12 protein-coding genes are annotated in these 19,887 nt (G+C 63.9%); 7 read left to right on the plus strand and 5 right to left on the minus strand.

The window, feature by feature from the left end:
• Positions 1-167 precede the first annotated feature (167 nt).
• A complete protein-coding gene (locus JJ896_09380) occupies positions 168-2,813 on the minus strand; it encodes a pyruvate, phosphate dikinase (GenBank protein MBO6779849.1) in 2,646 nt (881 codons plus the stop codon).
• Between the two features lie 339 nt (positions 2,814-3,152).
• Between JJ896_09380 and topA the strand changes: the two genes are divergently transcribed.
• A complete protein-coding gene (topA, locus tag JJ896_09385) occupies positions 3,153-5,729 on the plus strand; it encodes a type I DNA topoisomerase (GenBank protein MBO6779850.1) in 2,577 nt (858 codons plus the stop codon).
• Between the two features lie 384 nt (positions 5,730-6,113).
• Here topA and rsgA read toward each other — a convergent pair whose 3' ends face one another.
• From rsgA to JJ896_09405, 4 genes are all read right to left on the minus strand, one after another.
• Positions 6,114-7,001 (minus strand): ribosome small subunit-dependent GTPase A, encoded by an 888-nt coding sequence (rsgA, locus tag JJ896_09390; GenBank protein MBO6779851.1) that lies wholly within the window; start codon positions 6,999-7,001, stop codon positions 6,114-6,116.
• A gap of 71 nt (positions 7,002-7,072) precedes the next feature.
• On the minus strand, positions 7,073-7,405 hold the full coding sequence (locus JJ896_09395; GenBank protein ID MBO6779852.1) for a hypothetical protein: 333 nt from the start codon (positions 7,403-7,405) through the stop codon (positions 7,073-7,075).
• A gap of 55 nt (positions 7,406-7,460) precedes the next feature.
• Positions 7,461-10,841 (minus strand): S8 family serine peptidase, encoded by a 3,381-nt coding sequence (locus tag JJ896_09400; GenBank protein ID MBO6779853.1) that lies wholly within the window; start codon positions 10,839-10,841, stop codon positions 7,461-7,463.
• Positions 10,729-11,985 (minus strand): acyl-CoA dehydrogenase, encoded by a 1,257-nt coding sequence (locus JJ896_09405; protein MBO6779854.1) that lies wholly within the window; start codon positions 11,983-11,985, stop codon positions 10,729-10,731. The genes JJ896_09400 and JJ896_09405 overlap by 113 nt, the downstream gene beginning before the upstream one ends.
• Before the next feature lie 165 nt (positions 11,986-12,150).
• Here JJ896_09405 and JJ896_09410 point away from each other — a divergent pair, with 165 nt between their 5' ends.
• From JJ896_09410 to purE, 6 genes are read left to right on the plus strand one after another with little or no spacing between them, the layout of a single operon-like run.
• The gene (locus JJ896_09410; protein ID MBO6779855.1) at positions 12,151-13,248 is read left to right on the plus strand and encodes a prephenate dehydrogenase; all 1,098 of its coding nucleotides are present in this window, start codon (positions 12,151-12,153) and stop codon (positions 13,246-13,248) included.
• A complete protein-coding gene (gcvT, locus tag JJ896_09415; protein ID MBO6779856.1) occupies positions 13,232-14,350 on the plus strand; it encodes a glycine cleavage system aminomethyltransferase GcvT in 1,119 nt (372 codons plus the stop codon). The genes JJ896_09410 and gcvT overlap by 17 nt, the downstream gene beginning before the upstream one ends.
• A gap of 25 nt (positions 14,351-14,375) precedes the next feature.
• Complete coding sequence (locus JJ896_09420) at positions 14,376-15,146, plus strand: 2-phosphosulfolactate phosphatase (protein MBO6779857.1); 771 nt, start codon at positions 14,376-14,378, stop codon at positions 15,144-15,146.
• A 9-nt stretch (positions 15,147-15,155) separates the two neighbouring features.
• Positions 15,156-17,597 carry a DNA translocase FtsK 4TM domain-containing protein gene (locus JJ896_09425; GenBank protein MBO6779858.1) on the plus strand — a complete coding sequence of 814 codons (2,442 nt, stop codon included), beginning with the start codon at positions 15,156-15,158 and terminating at the stop codon, positions 17,595-17,597.
• Positions 17,594-18,718, plus strand: coding sequence for a 5-(carboxyamino)imidazole ribonucleotide synthase (locus JJ896_09430; GenBank protein ID MBO6779859.1), 1,125 nt, complete (start codon positions 17,594-17,596; stop codon positions 18,716-18,718). The genes JJ896_09425 and JJ896_09430 overlap by 4 nt, the downstream gene beginning before the upstream one ends.
• A gap of 22 nt (positions 18,719-18,740) precedes the next feature.
• Positions 18,741-19,247, plus strand: a complete 507-nt coding sequence (purE, locus tag JJ896_09435) for a 5-(carboxyamino)imidazole ribonucleotide mutase (GenBank protein ID MBO6779860.1) — start codon at positions 18,741-18,743, stop codon at positions 19,245-19,247.
• Positions 19,248-19,887 lie beyond the last annotated feature (640 nt).

The following is a 19,887-nucleotide window of genomic DNA, read 5'->3' on the forward strand; positions in this document are numbered from 1 at the left end:
GTGCTTGGTAGACGGAAACCTTTGGGGCAGGTTTCACCCCGCCCGCCCACGCCTGGAGCCTTCCTGCTGTGCCCGGCTGACCGGCCGCAAGCGCCAGGACCGTACAAACGCAAAACGGGGCGGCTGCCGTTCGGCAGCCGCCCCGCTGAAGCAAACGCTCAGGCCGATCAGCCGCGGGCCTCCTGGCTTGCCAGGTAGGCCTGCGCAGCCGCCAGACGTGCAATCGGCACGCGGAAGGGCGAGCAGGACACGTAGTCCAGGCCGACCTCGTGGCAGAAGTGAACCGAAGCCGGGTCACCACCGTGCTCGCCGCAGATGCCCACCTTCAGGAGCGGACGCTGCGAACGACCACGCTCAGTGCCGACACGCACCAGCTGGCCGACACCCTCGATGTCGATCGACTGGAACGGGTCGTCCACCAGAATCTTGTCCTCAACGTAGTACGGCAGGAACTTGCCAGCATCGTCACGCGAGTACCCGAAGGTCATCTGCGTGAGATCGTTCGTGCCGTAGCTGAAGAACTCAGCCTCCTCAGCAATTTTGTCGGCCGTCAGACATGCCCGCGGGATCTCGATCATGGTACCGACCATGTAGTCCACGCTGGCACCCTTCTCCTTGAACACGGCGGCTGCCGTGGTCTGGATGACCGCCTTCTGGTTCTTGAACTCCTCCACGGTACCGATCAGCGGCACCATGATCTCGGGCAGCACATCGACGCCCTCCTGGCTCAGCTCAACAGCCGCCTCGATGATGGCGCGGGCCTGCATTTCGGTGATCTCCGGATAGGTGATCCCGAGGCGACAGCCGCGGTGACCCAGCATGGGGTTGAACTCATGCAGCGAGTCAATCTTGGCGCGAATCGCGTCCTCGGAGATGCCCATCTTGTTGGCCATGTCCGTGACTTCCTTCGCGGAGTGCGGGAGGAACTCATGGAGCGGCGGATCCAGCAGACGGACCGTCACCGGCAATCCTTCCATCGCCCGGAAAATGCCCAGGAAGTCTTCCTTCTGGACCGGGAGCAGCTTGGCGAGGGCGGCGCGGCGCGCCTTCTCGTCCTCGGCCAGGATCATCTCCCGGACGTGGTCGATGCGGTCTCCCTCGAAGAACATGTGCTCCGTGCGGCAGAGACCGATGCCCTGTGCACCGAAGTCGCGAGCGGCCTTGGCGTCTGCCGGCGTGTCCGCGTTGGTGCGCACTTTCATGTAGCGGAAGCCGTCGACCCAGCTCATGAACTCGGCGAACTCGCCGGTCATTTCGGGCTTTACGAGCGGCTGCTCGTCCAGAATGACCTCGCCGCTTGAGCCGTTGATCGAGAGCCAATCGCCCTCATGCACGGTCACGTCGCCGTTGGTGAAGGACTTGGTCTTGTAGTTGATGACGATGTCACCACAGCCGGCTACACATGGCTTGCCCCATCCACGCGCCACAACAGCCGCGTGACTGGTCATGCCGCCTCGAGAGGTGAGAATGCCTTCTGCGGCGTGCATGCCGCCGACGTCCTCGGGGCTCGTCTCAATGCGAACCAGAATCACGCGATCACCGGCAGCCTTGCGGTTCTCGGCCTCCTCAGCAGAGAACACCACCTGGCCCACAGCCGCGCCAGGAGAAGCAGGCAGCCCCTTGGCGATTACCTTGTCGGCATAGGCCGTCACGTCCTCGAAGCGGGGATGCAGCAGCATGTCGATGTGGATCGGCTCCACGAGACCTGCAACGGCGTCCTTCTTCTCGACTAGGCCTTCCTTCACGAGGTCGACGGCAATCTTGACGGCGGCCGGACCCGTGCGCTTGCCATTGCGCGTCTGCAGCAGGAAGAGCTGGCCCTCCTGGACCGTGAACTCAATGTCCTGCATGTTCTTGTAGTGGCGCTCCAGCGTCTGGGTAGCCTCAACAAGCTGGCGATACGCGGCCGGGAACTCCTCGGCCATGCGGGAGATGTCCTCGGGCGTGCGGATGCCCGCCACCACATCTTCGCCCTGCGCGTCGACCAGAAACTCCCCATACAGCTTGTTCTCGCCGGTGGAGGGGTTGCGCGTGAAGAGCACGCCCGTGCCAGAGCCCGGACCCATGTTGCCGAACACCATCGCCTGCACGTTCACCGCCGTGCCGATCAGACCGGTGATCTTGTTGATGTTGCGGTACTTCAGCGCGCGGTCGCTGTCCCATGAGTTGAACACGGCGTTGACGGCCAGCGTCAGTTGCTCGTAGGGATCGTCGGGGAACATGTACCCCGTGTGCTTGCGATAGATGGCCTTGTAGCGGTCCACCAGCTCGCTGAGATCGTCCGCAGTGAGATCCACGTCATTCTCGACGCCGCGCTCCTGCTTGAGCGCCTCCATGGCGTGCTCGAACTGCTCGTGGTGCACGCCCATAACCACGTCACCGAACATGTCGATGAACCGGCGATAGGCGTCGTAGGCAAATCGATGGTTGCCGGTCTTCTCGGCCAGTCCTTCGACCACGTCGTCGTTCATGCCGAGGTTCAGGACCGTGTCCATCATGCCCGGCATCGAAACCGCGGCACCGGAGCGCACTGATACGAGCAGCGGATTTTCGCGGTCGCCAAATCCTGCGCCCATCGCCTGTGCGATGTGATCCACGCCCTCACGCACGTCTGCGTCAAGGCCTTCAGGCCATTGGCCTTTGGTTTCGCTGTAGTGGCGGCAGCACTCGGTGCTGATGGTGAATCCTGGAGGCACCGGCAGACCAATGGCGCTCATTTCAGACAGGTTGGCGCCCTTTCCACCCAGCAGGGCTTTCATCGACTTGTCGCCTTCGCTCTTGCCTCCGCCGAAGACGAAGACCCGCTGGGTCATCACTGCCGTGTCCGGCTCTTTCTCCACCGTTTCCATATTCCGTTCGTTTCGTTCGAGATAGTGGAGCGACGCCTCCTTTTGTCGGAAATCGTTCGCTCAAAGCGTAAGAAGATAAGGAGATGACCCGGCAGACCCTGCTTCCTGACGGACAAGAAACCATTAATGGTTAGGAAGCGCTTCCGCGGTGATCAGCGCGAGCGCGGCGGCCCTACACCGGCGGTTGCTCGTTCGCATCGAGCCTCCTGTGCCGCCCGCCTCCCCGACGGTTGTTCACGGAACGTCACCGGCGGGATCGCGTGATAGGGCGGCCTGAATAATTGAGTAGTCCGCTTCCCGTTTATGCCGCACCTGGTCGTCGTTGAGTCCCCCACCAAGGCCCGCACCATCCGACGCTTCCTGCCCAAGGAGTACCGCGTCGAAGCCAGCATGGGCCACGTCCGGGATCTCCCCGCATCGGCCAGCCAGATTCCGAAGCGTCTCAAGGGAGAATCCTGGTCCCGGCTCGGTGTCAATGTGCAGGATGGCTTCGAGCCGCTCTACGTGGTACCCCCGGAAAAAGCCAAGGTGGTTCGCGAGCTGAAGGAAGCGCTCAAGGATGCGGACGAACTCTATATCGCGACTGACGAAGACCGGGAAGGAGAGTCCATCGGCTGGCATCTGCTTGAGGTGCTCAAGCCCAAGGTGCCGGTCAAGCGCATGGTGTTCCACGAGATCACGGAGCAGGCGATTCGAGAGGCTCTCGATCACACCCGGTCGATGGACGAGTCGCTGATCGAGGCGCAGGAGACCCGACGGGTGCTGGACAGGCTGGTCGGGTATACGCTGTCGCCGCTGCTCTGGAAGAAGGTTGCCCCCAAGCTCTCGGCCGGCCGCGTGCAGAGCGTCGCCGTGCGCATCATCGTGAATCGCGAGAAGGAGCGCATCGCCTTCGTACCGGCCACCTACTGGAACATCGACGCCAAACTGCAGGCCGCGAACGGCGCGTTTGACGCTGCACTCACTCATGTTGCCGACGTGCGGATAGCTGCCGGACGCGACTTCGACGACGATACCGGGCGCCTGAAGGCGGACCTGACCAATGGAGTCGACGTGCTGCAGCTCACCGAGGAGCGCGCCAAAGAGCTGACCGCGGAGTTGGAGAAGGCGGTCTGGACCGTGAACTCCGTCGAGTCCAAGACGTCCACTCGGTCTCCTGCGGCGCCGTTCATTACCTCCACCCTGCAGCAGGAGGCGAGCCGCAAGCTTCGGCTGTCGGCCCGGGAGACGATGCGGGTGGCGCAGCGGCTGTACGAGCAGGGTTTCATTACGTACATGCGAACCGACTCGACCAACCTGTCTGCCGAAGCCATGACGGCGGCGCGCAAGGCCATCGAGTCACGATACGGTTCGGACTACCTGTTCAACGGCGGTCGTACGTACGCCAACAAGGTGCGCAACGCCCAGGAGGCTCACGAGGCCATCCGGCCGTCCGGTACGGCCATGAAGACGGCCGATGAACTCAAGCTGAGCGGTGTCGAAGGCAAGCTGTACGATTTGATCTGGAAGCGCACCGTCGCCTCCCAGATGGCCGATGCGCGCCTGCGCACGGTGACCGTTCGCATTGGAGCCGGCGAGGGCGACAACGCCTGCACCTTCCGCGCCTCAGGACGCACGATTGAATTCCCGGGCTTCATGCGCGCCTATGTGGAGGGCTCGGATGACCCGGAGGCCCAGCTGGAGGATCGCGAGTCCCCGCTTCCGGCCATGTCCGAGGGCGACAATCCGAAATGCACCGAACTGGAGGCCCGCGGCTCGGAGACGAAGCCGCCGGCTCGGCTCACGGACGCATCGCTCATCCGCATTCTCGAGAGTGAAGGAATCGGCCGCCCGAGTACCTACGCCTCCATCATCGACACCATCGTCAACCGCGGGTACGTGAAGCGGCAGGGCAGTCAGCTTGTGCCCACATTCACGGCGTTTGCGACCACGAATCTTCTCGAGAGCAACTTCGGTCAGCTGGTGGATGTCGGTTTCACGGCCGAGATGGAGCAGATTCTGGACGACATCGCCAGTGGCGAGAAAGAGCCGGATCAGTTCCTTCGCCAGTTTTATGTCGGCAGCGATGGACTGCAGACCAAGGTCGAGGAAGGGCTCGACAAGATCGACGCGCGTGCCGTGTCAGAAATCAAGCTCGAGCCCTGGCAGCCGTACAGCGTGCGAGTCGGCCGATACGGTCCGTACGTGGAGGTTCAGAAGAACGGCAACGAGGACTCGACAAAAGCCTCGCTGCCGGATGACTGGACCCCGGGAGACGTCACGGTCGAGAAGATCGAAGAGCTGATCCAGGCCGCCGACGAGGGCGATCGGGTCGTCGGAATCCACCCGGAGCACAACGTGCCGGTGCTCGTGTGCCGAGGCCCGTATGGCTACTACGTGCAGCTCGGGGAAGGGGACGGCGACGAGAAGCCCAAGCGAATCTCGGTTCCGAAGGGCAAGGATCCCGAGACCCTCGAGCTGGACACGGCCGTGGCGCTACTGGGTCTGCCCCGCCTGGTGGGCAACCACCCGGAGTCGGGGAAAGAGATTCACTCCAACATTGGTCGCTATGGTCCGTACGTCAAGCACGGATCCACCTTCGCGTCACTGACGCCGGAGGACGATGTGCTTACCGTGGACCTGGACCGGGCACTCGCCCTGATCGCCAAGAAGGAGTCGCGGAACAAGGCGCTGAAGACGGTGGGCAATCACCCGGAGGACGACGAGCCCATCGAGCTTTTCGAAGGGCGGTATGGCCCGTACGTGAAGCACGGCAAGGTAAACGCGTCAATCCCGAAGGGTACCGATCCGGATAGCGTGAGCGTGGAGCAGGCCGTCGAGCTGCTCGCAGCCCGCGCGGCGCGCAAGAAGACCAAAGGCCGCGGCCGGCGGAAGAAGTAGCGGCTCGCGAGCCGGTGGTCCGCTTGGGACCTCGGCGAGAGCCCACGGTTGTGGAATCCGGCGGCGGTAGTCCACTCGGCGCCGCGGCACCAGCCTTCCCTCCGCGCTCCGGCCGCTCGGGGCCGCGGCGCGAGCCCCGGTTGTGGAATCCGACGCCGTTGGTCCACTTAGGACCGCCGCGCGACACCCCCGATGTGGAATCCGCCTCCAGTTCTCCACTCGGCGCTCCGAGCCGGCGCCGCAGTTGTGGAATCCGCCCCCGGTAGTCCACTCCGCGCCGCGGCGCGAGCCCCCTTTCTGCGGCCCCGCGGCCCGAATCCCCTTTTTGCCCCCCGCCTGCGGCCCCGTCCGCGACGCAACCCCGCGCCCGGGGGCGGCAGGGACTCACCTACCCACGTCTGCGTCTCCCAGGTGTAGCGAATAAAGCATGCCCAGATAGGAGTCGTAGCGCTCGATATTCAGGCGCCCCTCATCGACCGCTTCCTTGACCGCGCAGCCGGGCTCATGGTCGTGGGTGCAATTGGGGAATCGGCAGTGGGGAATCAGCGGCACCATCTCCGGGAAGTAGTGCGACAGGTGGGGCGGGTCCAGCCCGATTAGTCCATATTCGCGAAGCCCCGGGGTGTCGACTACAAAGCCCCCCTGCTCGAGCGGGTGCAGGGACGCGACGGTAGTCGTGTGCGTACCCTTCCCGGTCGCGGCACTGATCTCTCCCGTGCGCAGATCCAGTCCAGGGCTGATCGTGTTCAACAAGGTGGTCTTTCCGACTCCGGAGGGGCCTGCCACGACTGAAATTTTGTCTCGAAGCGCCTTCCTCAGCTTGCGCAGGCCTTTCCCGGTCTGTGCACTTACGGCGAGCACCGGGTAACCCAACTCCTCATAGACCCGAGTCCAGGCTTTGAGCGCCTGTTTGTCGATGCGCCCATCGACCAGATCGACCTTGTTGATCACAATGCCGGCTGGCAAGGAATTGGTAGCGGCCATGACCAGGAATCGATCGACAAACCCCGGATTGAACTTTGGAAGGTCCCACGCCTGCACTACCCAGGCGAAATCGATGTTCGTGGCAATCACGTGAGCCTTGCCGATCCGCCTGCCGGCCGCGCGGCGCACCAGGCTGCGGCTCCGCTCACCGATTCCGACGATCAAGCCGGTGTCATCTGCATTTCGCCGCAAGACAACCCGGTCGCCCACAACGACGGGGCTGGTCTCTCCTCCTGCGGAAAGCCTGAACTTGCCGCGCACTTTGCACGGCACGGTTTCGTCATCCACGCGCACATCGTACCAGCTCCCGGTGGAGCGAACGACGACGCCCTGCTGTTCGGCCTCCGCTGCCAGGACGTTTAGCGGGTGCGGGAGCGGCCGACAGCCATCGCCGGCTCAGCCTCCTCCTCCCCGCTCTCCAGGGCGATGCGCTCTCCAGCCGCCGGCAACTGAGGAGTGTTCATTTGCGCCTCAATCAGCTCAAGCCGATCAGAGAGCGGCTCCGTGGCCCGCGTTACGGCACGCTCGAGCATGGTCTCCAGCTGGGACGTGGTCATGCTGGACGCTCCTCCACCTGTCGAGGTCTTGACCGACTTCGACTTTGCGTGATGGTCTAGCAGCATCTTCAGAATGGACAACGCCGTGCCGCACGTGATGGCGACAACAGCGATAATCATGATTTCGTCCGGCATGGCACGCGGCGGGAGGTGAACGACTCTCTACGATCTCGCCAGATGGCAGTTTCGGCTAACGAGAGACGACGAGCGTTTCGGCATAGTCGTCTCCCAGGAGCAGATATACGCCCGGAGCGAGCGAGGGCAGTGTCAATCGCGCCGGCCCCGGTGCGAACCGCCACTCGGCAAGCTCGCGACCCAGTAGATCGTACAGAGTTACGGAACGCGGGGTCGCGGCCTCTCCGAGAGAAACCTGCTCGCCGCCGCCAACGGGATTCGGAAAGGGCGCTTGCAGGTGCCGAACCTGGGGGTGCGGCTCTCGATTGACCCTGAACGACACGCCCGGACGCCAGCTGGAAGCCGCCATCCCGGCATCCACAGCCTGGATGGCCCACGAAAACTCACCGTCTTCCAGTCCCTCCAGCCGCAGTTCCGTTCCACGAAGCCCGCCATGGCGTACGCGGGTGCGGGCCGGGCCCGGGTAGCCCGATTCCAACTCGCCCCGCCATCCCCGACCGTCACGGATCACCACATCGTAGGTCATGGCCTCAGGTGGTGTCGAATCGTCGGAAGACGCGGTCCACCGAAGCACCACCGCATCACCGTCCTTCACCCAACTCGTCTGTCGCGGAGCGATCGGCGGCAGGTTGGACGGTCCAAGCTGAAATCGAACAAGGGCCGGACGGATTGCCCCATTTTCGCGCACGCCGGCCGCTCCTGCTCCGTTCTGGCCGTTGGCGGCCCAGTCGGCCAAGGCGCCCCAGCCTTCACGCACGTTGAGGTCGCTTCCGACCAGGTTGGCGAACCTGCCTCCCACTTCAGTCAAATTCCGTTCCACGAGCATGCGGTCCTGGTTCCAGACCAAGAGGTCAACGACGCCATCCCCCGTGACGTCGCCAGGTGCCGACCTCAATCCGGGGAGCGAGCGGAACGTGCGGCTCTCCTCTTGCGACCCGTCGGGCCGACTCATGTACGTGGTCGTCTCCACGGATGACCTGCACGAAGTCCTCGAGGGACAGTGACGGCCGACGATCTGAATATCCAGCGTGCCATCGGAATTAAGGTCCAGCACGCTCAGCCCGGCGCTCTCGACCCGCACCAACGAATCAGGCGTGGGCGCAAAACCCCAGGGCTCCTGATACCAGATTCTGGCCCTGGACCGCCCCCTGGGCACGGCGATGAGGTCGCGCATCCCGTTGCCGTCCACATCCTCCCAGACAGAGGTGCCGGCCGTGGGGTCGACAACTTGAATCCGGCCGTTTTGCAGATCAACGGCCCAGCCCTCTCCGAGAATGTCCGGACGCCCATCCTGGGTAGCGTCCCCGATCTGGAGCAAATCCCCCCCGGGGAATGGGGCGATTTCCCGCCACCCGGCACCTTCCGTCCAGTGCTGAAGGGTGCCGCTCCGCACGGCCAGTACGCCGGGACCGCGACCTGAAATGGCAGCAAAGATCGCGGGCGTATCGGGATCGACCACGCCGATTGACTGCAATTTTTGCCCGCTGGCGCGATTCCAGACAATCGCCGCCGTGTGCTCGCCAGTTCCGACGGCCTGCTCCCAACCGGTCTGGAGCAGGTCGATGCGGCCGTCGCCGTTCGGGTCGCCGAAGTCTGCACGGCCGGCCCGCTTGGCGAGAGCGGTGGTGCGCACCGATGTGCGAATCGGAATGCCGATCCGGGGGACTTCCGGGTGGGTGGTGCTGACTTCCAGCGACGCCGCGTAGTCGCCGGGCGAGAGGTTCGAAGCCGAGAAAACCACATCGACCGTCTGACGGGCGCCAGGTTGCAGCGCACCATTCCGGGGCGAGGCGTGATCCCAGAACGGACCCGCCGAGACGTCCTGCCAGGAAACGGCGGTCGTGCCGTCGTTGACCAGGGTCACCCGGATGGTGTCGGTGGCCACTTGGGGACGCGGGAACGTTTCGGAGACATAGGTGACCAACTCATCCGGCGCATCCGCCTTCAGCGGCACCTCGGCCCTCCCTTCGCCCTCCAGGGCCACGGTGCGTTCAACCCCGTCCCAGGTGACACTGAGGTTCGCTGATTGCGCGCCGGACCCGGTCGGTGCGTATTCGACGAGCAGTCCCCTGGAAAGGCGCGGATGTAACGTGGCCGAAGCGCTCGATATAACGAACGACTCGTTCGCGGACCCGAAGGACAGCTGCGCTTCGAGGTCCCGAATGCTGTGAATGGAGATGGTGCGACCGGAGCTTGTGCCCGTCTGCACCGCGCCAAAGTCCAGGGCGCGCGGCACGACCAGCACGCCCGAGGCCGCCATATCCACCGCATGATCCGCCCGCAGGGTCAGCGACGAGGCAAGACGGTCCCGAATCGACCGCGCGACCCGGCCGGACCCACGAATGGCCAGTTCCACGTCCGCGGGCGTGAAGTCGGGAGCAGCGGCGCACACCAGCGCAGCCACACCGCTGACCAGGGCTGCGGAGACGGAAACCCCTCCGCTCTCGGCAAAGCCTCCACCCAACGCCGTGCTTAGCACTTCTTCTCCAGGCGCCGCGGCATCGACTGTATTGAGTCCGTAGTTGACTCCCTCCATGAACTCTCCCGACCGAGCGACGGCCGTGACGACAATCATTCCCGGCAGGTCCAGCGCGGCCGGCCAGATATTCTTGGTCCGGTCCAGATTGAAGCTGCCGTTTCCAGCTGCGGCGACGACTACGGCACCGCGGGCAAGCAGGCGCGCGAATGCCGCATTGACCTCGCGATATTGCACCATGCTGACCCAGGAAATGTTGGCGATCTGGACACCATGCCGACCGGCGTAGTCCAGAGCCTCCGCCGCAGCAGCCAGATCCACCGATCGTGTGTGGGCTGCGATGCGGAGCGGCAGAATACGGGCTTCAGGCGCCACTCCGTACACACCGCTCCCATCGACGGCCCGAGCGGCAATCACGCCTGCCAGGTGCGTGCCGTGCCCGTGCCCGTCCATCGGATCATTGTCGTCGTCAATGAAATCCCATCCGATGAGATCATCCACAAACGTGCTCGGGTCCCCATCGAAGTCGTCGTCATCGACTCCGTTCAGATCCCCGGGGTCCAGTACCCAGCGCGAGCCGTCCCACTCCATCGTGCGACCGTCTCCATCCGCATCCTCTGCCAGATTCTGCCAGATAGCCGGGCCCAACTCCTGCCGACCCCAGTCCACGCCGGTGTCGATCATGGCCACGAGCGCACCCCCGCCCCGCGTGACCGCCCAGGCATCCTCCACGGCCAGCATCTCCGGGCCCAGTGCCCACTGGCCGGTCAGCTCAGGGTCCTGAGCGCCCACGGGAGCGACAAGACCCACAAGGAGCGTCGCTGCCGCGACGGCCCTGAAGGTGGCCTCAATCGGCAGTCGCCAGCTGCTTCTCGCGAGCCGGTTCGACCTCGGGCATGTCATTCCCGCGAGGCGTGAATGACTGTATTCCGGTGAGCTGACGGCCCAGGATGAGGCCATGGATGTCGTAGGTACCCTCGTAGGTGTTTACGCTCTCAAGGTTGACCATATGGTGCACAACGCGGTACTCGCCGGTAATTCCGTTGCCGCCGAGCATATCGCGGGCCGTACGGGCGATATCGAGCGCCGTGCCGCAGTTATTGCGCTTCGCAAGCGAAATCATGGACGGGTGCGCCTGCCCGGCATCCTTGAGCTGACCCAGCCGATGGGCGAGGAGCTGCATTTTGGTGATCTCGGTCACCATGTTCGCCAGTTTGGTTTGCACGAGCTGCATGGCACCCAGCGGGTACCCGAACTGCTTGCGCTCCATGACATACTGCAATGCCCGGTGGTAGCAGTTCTCGGCTGCTCCCAGGGAGCCCCAGACAATGCCGTAGCGCGCGTTGTTGAGACACGAGAACGGGCCCTTCAAACCACGAACCTCCGGGAATGCCATCGAGTCCGGTACGAACACGTCTTCCATGACAATCTCGCCCGTGTGCGAGGCACGCAGGGACATCTTGTTGTGCGTGACCGGCGTTGAGAATCCGTCCATGCCTCGCTCCAAAAGGAAGCCGCGAATCACGCCCGGATCAGCGGCATCCTCCTTGGCCTTGGCCCAGACCACCGCGAGGTCCGCAACCGGCGAGTTGGTGATCCACATCTTTGCGCCGTTCAGCCGCCAACCACCGTCCACGCGCAGGGCGGTGGTCTTCATGCCGCCCGGATCCGATCCGTGGTCAGGCTCCGTGAGGCCGAAGCATCCGATCAGTTCGGCCGTGGCAAGTCTCGGCAGGTATTTCTGACGCTGCTCCTCGGTGCCGAACGCCTGGATCGGGTACATCACCAGCGAGGATTGCACGGACGCAAAAGACCGGTATCCGGAGTCCACCCGCTCAAGTTCACGGGCGATGAGCCCATAGGCGGTGTAGGACGCACCAACTCCCCCGTATTCCTCAGGAATTGTCGCTCCGAGAAGGCCGAGCTCGCCCATTTCGCGGGGAATCTCGTCGTGGAAGACGCCGTCCTGGTTGCCTTCAAGCGCCCTCGGTTCCAGATGACCCTGGGCATACTCGCGCGCCGTCTCCATGATGAGCCGGTCCTCCTCGCCGAGCAGTGACTCGAAGTTGAAGGCATCCTGCGCGTTGAACGTTGGTCTGGCCATGGGGAATCCGATTGGTTAGGGCGACACCAGAGCCGCCGGAGTCAGGTAGTCAAGATACACCCACAGGCAATCGGCCCGTTCCCCGGGCGCCCTTTCCAACCCATCTTCACCGCGACGAGCGGCGCCGGGCACCGGCCGGCAGGTAGCTCGCGCTATCTTGCACGAATGTCCGCATCACCCATGGAATTCCAGCGAGTCGCCCTGCTCGGTGTCGGCCTGATCGGCGGATCGCTCGCGCTGGCGCTGAAGCGGGCTCGCCCGGGCCTGCACATCACGGGCTTCGACGAGCCCGATGTGCTGGACATTGCTCTGGAGCGCGGCGCAATAGACACACGTTCAGCGAGTGTGCCGGCAGCGGTCGAGCAGGCTGATCTCGTCATTTTGGCGACGCCGATCGGTGCTTCGATGACCCTGCTGGAAACCGCCGCCCCACATCTTCGGGATGGTGCGGTAGTCACTGACGTCGGATCGGTGAAAGGGCCCGTCCGTGCTCAGGCGCGGCGCGTTCTGCCTCAGGAGGTGACCTTTGTCGGCGGCCATCCGATGACCGGCTCCGAGCGCCGCGGGGTGGCCAACGCCGATGCCATGCTCTTTGAGAACGCGGTCTACGTGCTGTGCCCGGAGGCAGAAGAAGACGCGGCCTTCCAGGCGCTCTCAGCGCTACTGGAGGAGACGGGCTCGCGGGTGCTCGTCATGGACGCCGCGAAGCACGACGAAGTCGCCGCCAGGGTGTCGCATCTGCCACAGCTGCTGGCTGTTGCTCTCGTGAACGGGATCGCGGGCGATGAGGCCGCAGCCCGACTCGCCGCGGGCGGATTCCGCGACATGACACGCATTGCCTCGTCCCCGTTTTCCATGTGGCGGGATATTCTGGTCGGCAACGAGGGCGCCATTCTGGATGAGCTGGGCCGAATGACAGCCGACCTGCAGCGACTACGCAACCGACTGGCAGAGGGCGATGTCGATGCGCTTGCCGACTCGTTTCACCAGGCCTCGAAGATCCGGAATGCCATTCCGGCCAACTCGAAGGGATTCCTGAATCCGCTCTCTGACGTCTTTGTGTACACTCCGGACAGGCCGGGCGCCTTGCTGGAGATCATCGGCTCCCTGTCCGACTCGGACGTCGACATCAAGGACATTGAACTGCTCAAGATCCGCGAAGGCACCGGCGGCACGTTCCGCCTGGGCTTCAAGGACAACGCCTCGGCAGACCGCGCCGTGGCCCAACTAACCTCGAACGGACTCCATGCCTACCGACTCTGATACCATCGGCAAAACACCCCTTCACGGGGTCCATCTGGAGCTTGGTGCCCGCATGATGCCGTTTGCAGGTTTCGACATGCCGGTGCACTACGGCAGCATCATAGACGAGCACCATGCGGTGCGTCAGCAGGCCGGCATGTTTGACGTCAGTCACATGGGTGAAGTCTTTGTATCCGGTCCCAACGCGGAGGCTTTCATCCAGAATCTCGTGACGAATGACGTCACTAAACTCGATGACGGGAAGGCCATGTACACGGTGATGTGCCGTCCTGATGGCGGCATCGTGGATGATCTGCTGGTCTACCGATTCAAGGAGGGCGTGTACCTTCTGGTCATCAATGCCTCGAACATTGAGGGCGATGTCGCCTGGATGCGCGAAAACAACGAGGCAGGCGCCCAGATTGACGACCACTCGTCCGACATCGCCCTCCTGGCTGTGCAGGGACCGAAGGCATTCGAGATCGTATCGGAAATAGCCGGCCAGGACCTGTCCGAGCTGCCGTTCTACAGGTTCATCCGACCCGCTCCCGGCACCTTCCTGGGCTGCGACAAGGTGATTCTGTCGCACACGGGTTACACCGGGGAGAAAGGACTAGAGATTTACGTCGAGGCGGAGTCTTCGCGAAAGGTCTGGGATGCGGTCATGACCGCCGGCGAGAAGCATGGTCTCAAGCCGGCCGGACTGGGCTGTCGAGACACGTTGCGCCTGGAATCAGGCTTCTGTCTCTATGGTAACGACATCACCCTGGACACCAATCCCCTCGAAGCCGGCCTTTCGTGGCTGGTCAAGTTCGATGCGGGCGATTTCGTGGGCAGAGATGTCCTGCTCGCGGTCAAGGAGGCCGGTATGCAGCGACGGCTTGTGGCCTTCGTGATGCAGGAACGCGGCATTCCCCGGTCCGGCTGCGACATCGTGGATGCTGACGGTGTGGTGATCGGCCGGGTGACATCGGGCACGCAGTCGCCGACTCTCGGTCAGGGAATCGGCATGGGCTACGTACCCAACACACCGGAATACCGGTCGCCGGGTAGCGCGATAGGCATTCAGGTTCGCAACCGTGTATTGCAGGCTCAGGTAAAGAAGGCTCCCCTGCACAAGTAGGAGCACCACAAGCAGCCCCCCAACCGTGTTTGCCCACAACATCGAGGTTTTCCTGACCGCCTCCAACATCGCAGATGACGATGTGAGAGGTCGCACCGTTGTGGCCATGGACGTCCTGCGCGCCAGCACGACCATCATCCATGCGCTGGCAGCGGGGGCGCGAGAGGTTATCCCGGTGCCGGATATGGGTGAGGCGGGCCGTATTGCGGCGGCCCTCGATCCGGCGAGCTACGTACTGGGAGGCGAGAAGGACGGCAAGCCCATTGAGGGGTATGGACTCGGCAATTCGCCCCTGGACTACTCGGGCGATGCCGTTTCCGGCAAGACGGTCATCCTCAGCACGACAAACGGCACACCGGCCATCCTCGCGGCCGCGGAGGCCGATGACGTGCTCGTCGGCGGATTTGTGAACATCAACGCAGTGGCGGACGCCGTCCGTGCGCTACAAGCCCCGCTCACCATTGTGTGCGCGGGGTGGAAGAACCGGGTCGCCCTTGAGGACACCATGTGCGCCGGCATGCTCATCGACCTCCTGCTCGAAGGTCACAGTCCGGCAAACCTGGCAGACACCGCCTACATGGCGCTCTGGCAGTACCGCCACGATCAGGATGCGATTGACGTGCCCATCGGCCGCTGCAACCATGCCCGCCGGCTGGAGCAATTGGGCCACGGCGCCGACGTGGCGGAGAGTATCCGCATCGACGCCGTACCCGTGGTGCCACACCTCAGCGAGCGTCGCCTGGTGCCCTGGAGCGCTGCCGATCCCACGCTTTCATCAGGCGAGTCGTCGCCGTAGGTTTCCCGCATGGCATCCACAGTCAAGAAGCGCAGCGCTTCGAAGAAGGCGTCTTCCGGAGACCAGCCATTCGTCACCGGGCAACGCAAGCGTGAGATCCTGGGGCTGATCCTGCTTGTGGTGTCGGCTCTCCTGCTGCTCGCCATTGTGTCCTACGAGCCGCTCGATGACCGACTTGCCCGCCGATTCTCGCTGGATGCCCTGCTGGACCCGGGCGACGATCGGGCCTTGAACGCCTTGGGGCTCACGGGCGCCTGGCTGGCCCGGTTGATGGTACCCCAGTTCCTGGGTTACTGCTCAATTCTGCTTCCGCTGCTGCTGGGCAGTTGGGGCTGGATCTGGTTTCGAAATCGCGTAGCGCTGTACCTGCCGCTGGTAACCTGGCTCGTCCTGGGCGGCGCCGTCTTTCTTTCCACGCTGTTCGGATGGGTCGGGTTGGTCAGCGAGGCGGACATGACGCCTTGGGCAGGGGCCGTCGGCCTCGGTCTGGCGGGCTGGATGGATCAGGTATTCGGCCGGCCCGGATCCTTCGGGTTGATCGTGCTGCTGCTTTCGGTGACCGTGCTCCTGATCATCGACAGAGATATCCAGCGATCGCTGGATCGCGTCGAGAACTTCTTCATAGGCGTCGGCAAGCGCTTCAGGAAGGGTTGGGAGAACTACACCATCGACCGGTTGGAGCGAAAGGAAGTACGCAAGGAGGCGCTTGCCGAACGCCGCAAACAGCGAGACAACGCCCGGGAGACGGCAGCGTCACAGGCGAAAACCGGCGTCGCTGCTCCGGCCACACCAGAGCCGAGGTTCAACTCTCCGCGCGAGGCTGAAGTGATGCCTCCGCCCGCAAAGGCCGTCCCTCCCCAGCCTCCCAGAACGCCCGTCCCTTTGCCACCGGCGGCCGACGCCGATGTGGCCATTCAGGTAGCCCAGCGGGTACAGGAAGAGCGCGCGGACGACCTTCCCTCCAAGGGTATGAGGTCACCCTTCCGGATGCCTCCGCTGGATCTGCTCGACAGCAGCGATGCGAGTGATGCCGAAATCGACCACGAGGAGCTCGAGGAAAACAAGCGCATCCTGCTCGACAAGCTGAGCACCTACAGCATCGAGATCGTCGAGATCAAGGCCATCATTGGGCCGACCGTCACGCTCTACGAACTCACGCCGGCGCCCGGAGTCAAGATCTCCCGCATTACCGCCCTGGAGAATGATCTGGCGATGGCCATGGCGGCGCCGGGTATCCGAATGATTGCGCCGATTCCCGGCAAGACGGCCATCGGCGTAGAGATACCGAACCGGCACCGCGAGCTCGTAAGAATCCGGGATGTGATCGGCACGGCTCGGTTCCGTGACAACGAGATGGAACTGCCACTGATTTTGGGCAAGTCCATTGAGGGTGAAGTGGTGCTGCAGGACCTCACCAAGCTGCCGCACGGGCTCATAGCCGGGGCAACGGGCTCCGGCAAGTCGGTGGGGCTGAATACGTTTATCGCCGGACTGCTGTACGCGTGCTCGCCGGACGATCTCAAGTTTGTGATGATCGATCCCAAGAAGATTGAGTTGTCTGCCTACAGCCGGATTGCTTCCCACTACGTCGCCATGCCGCCCGAGGCGGACACGCCCATCATCACGGACGTGGCCCAGGCTTTGGGAACGCTCAAGAGCTGCGAACGCGAAATGGAGGAGCGATACGACCTGCTCTCCGCGGCACGAGTGCGCTCCATTCGTGAGTACAACGAGCGTTTTGACGGCGGCACGCTGGACCCCTCCGACGGTCACAAACATCTGCCCTACATCGTCGTCGTCGTCGACGAACTGGCCGACCTCATGATGACCGCCGGCAAGGACATCGAAGCGCCCATCGCCCGTCTGGCCCAGATGGCCCGCGCGGTCGGCATCCACCTGATTCTTGCCACGCAGCGCCCGTCCGTCGACGTGATCACCGGACTCATCAAGGCCAACTTCCCGGCGCGAATGGCCTACCAGGTGGCCTCCAAGATCGATTCCCGCACCATTCTCGATCAGAACGGCGCTGAGGGACTGGTCGGCAACGGAGACCTGCTGTACATGCTCGGCAGCAAAATCATCCGCCTGCAAGGCCCCTACGTTTCGCTTGAGGAAATCGACCGCGTCACCCAACACATCGGCGAGCAGCGTGGTCCGGGACCTTATGTACTGCCGTCCATTGAGCAGGACGGCGGCATGGGCGGGCCTGGTGGCGGGTCCGGCGGCACGGACCGGGACGACCTGTTTGAGGAGGCTGCACGCATCATCGTTCGCAGTCAGCAGGGATCCGTTTCCCTCCTTCAGCGCAAGCTCTCGGTCGGATACTCGCGAGCCGCGCGTATTGTGGACCAGTTGGAGGATGCCGGCATTGTAGGGCCGTTTGAGGGATCCAAGGCGCGCCAGGTCCGGGTTGCCGACGAGATGGAACTGGACGCACTTCTCCGTTCATGAGCCTGCTCGGCATTCTGGGGGGCGGCCAGCTGGGTCGTATGTCCGCGCAGGCGGCAATTCGTTTGGGATTGTCTGTGCGCACGTTGTCTCCGAAGCCGGCTGGGCCGGTGGAGGCTCTCGGCGAGGCCATGGTCGGAGATTGGACGGACCCGGACGTGCTGCAGCGCTTTGCGGAGGGTTGCACTGCCGTTACCGTGGAGAGCGAGTGGGCTCCCGCGGAGCACCTGCGGCCGGTCTTGCCGTCGGGAGTGCGTCTCTATCCGACCCCGGAGACGCTGCGCATCATCCGGCACAAGGGCCGCCAGCGCTCTGCCATGCACAAGGCCGGCATCCCCGGCGCCGATTTCCGGCGGTGTGCCTCAAAGGAGGACGCCGGGAACGCCGCCGAATCGTTTGGCTATCCCGTGGTTCTCAAGCGTTATGAGGGTTCGTACGACGGGTATGGGAACGGCATTGCGCACTCCAGAGACGACATAGAAGACATCTGGGATCGCCTTTCCGGCCCGGATGGATTGCTTGTCGAGGCGTTTGTGCCTTTCAAGCAGGAACTGTCGGTTCTGGTCGTGCGGCGAGAGACCGGAGACATGGTCAGCTATCCGCCGGCGTACACCGAGCAGAAGAACGCACGCTGCCACGCCGTCGTCGTGCCGGCAAACATCTCCCCGGAGACCGCAGCGCGAGCGGACGAAGTCGCGCGCGCGGCAGCGGAAACCGTGCAGAGCGTCGGTGTGCTGGGCGTCGAGCTTTTCGAGACCGAGGACGGCCATATCCTGCTCAACGAACTGGCACCTCGGCCCCACAATACCGGGCACTACAGCATCGAGGGCAGCCACACCTCACAGTTCGAAAACCACGTCCGCGCGGTGATGGGCCTTCCCCTCGGGGACCCTGGACTACGCGTTCCCTGTGCCGTCATGATCAACGTGCTCGGTACCCGCAGCGGAGCCGTGTCGCTTGAAACGCTTCCGGACGCCCTGGACGTCCCGGGAGCCGCCGTGCACATCTACGGCAAGAAGGAGGCGCGGCCAGATCGTAAGATGGGCCATGTCACGGCGACAGGATCCGATCCCGCGGAAACCAGGGCCAGAGCCGAAAAGGCCGCATCGCGCATTATCCTTTAGCAGCCAAGCACCTCGACAAGACATGGCACAAGACGCACCACGTGTTGGACTGGCGATGGGCAGCGAGTCCGACTGGCCGGTTATGGAGGCCGCCTCGGATATTCTGCATGAGTTTGGCGTGGCGTTCGAAGCCCGCGTGCTCTCCGCTCATCGCACGCCGTCCGCCATGCAGTCGTACGCCGAAGAGGCCGCCGGACGCGGCCTGAAGGTGATCATAGCCGGGGCGGGCGGCGCGGCCCATTTGCCGGGCATGATCGCAGCATCGACCACGCTTCCCGTCATTGGCGTGCCCGTGCCGACCCGCAACCTCAAAGGAATGGACTCCCTTCTGTCGGTGGTGCAGATGCCGGGGGGTGTCCCGGTGGCGACCGTGGCCATCGGCGGTGCCAAGAACGCCGGACTGCTGGCCGTGCAGATCCTCGCCACCTCGGATGAAGGGCTCGCGGCAGCGCTGGCCGCCTACAAGGAGTCGCTCAAGGAGCTGGTGGCGGGCATGGACGCGCGCGTGTCGGAGGCGGCCGGGAAGTAGCGAGCGCTCGGCAGCGCGCAGCCGGCGCAGTCGGGGCGCGTGCGGCCTTTTTGGGCCTCGCGCGGCCGGCGCAGTCGGGGTGCGTTCGATCTTTTTGGCCTCGCGCGGCCGCCGGAGTCGGGCCGCGTTCATCCTTTTTGGCCTCGCGCGGCCGCCGCAGTCGGGCCGCGTTCACCCTTTTTGGCCTCGCGCGGCCGCCGCAGTCGGGCCGCGTCCACCCTTTTTGGCCTCGCGCGGCCGCCGCAGGTTCCATTTCGGGCCGCATTCAACCTTTCAGGCCAGAAACAGCCGCCGCAGGTTCCATTTCGGGCCGCATTCAACCTTTCGGGCCGGAAACGGCCGGCGCAGGTTCCATTTCGGGCCGTGTTCAACCTTTCAGGCCAGAAACAGCCGCCGCAGGTTCCATTTCGGGCCGCATTCAACCTTTCGGGCCGGAAACGGCCGCCGCAGGTTCCATTTCGGGCCGTATTCAACCTTTCGGCTCGGAAACAGCCGCCGCAGGTTCCATTTCGGGCCGTATTCAACCTTTCGGCTCGGAAACAGCCGCCGCAGGTTCCATTTCGGGCCGTATTCAGCCTTTCAGGCCGGAAACAGTCGCCGCCAGCACGCCCGGCCGGCCCTCGGGTCACGCACGGCCGCA

The organism is Rhodothermales bacterium, assembly GCA_017643395.1.
Taxonomy (GTDB): Bacteria; Bacteroidota; Rhodothermia; order Rhodothermales; family UBA10348; genus JABDJZ01.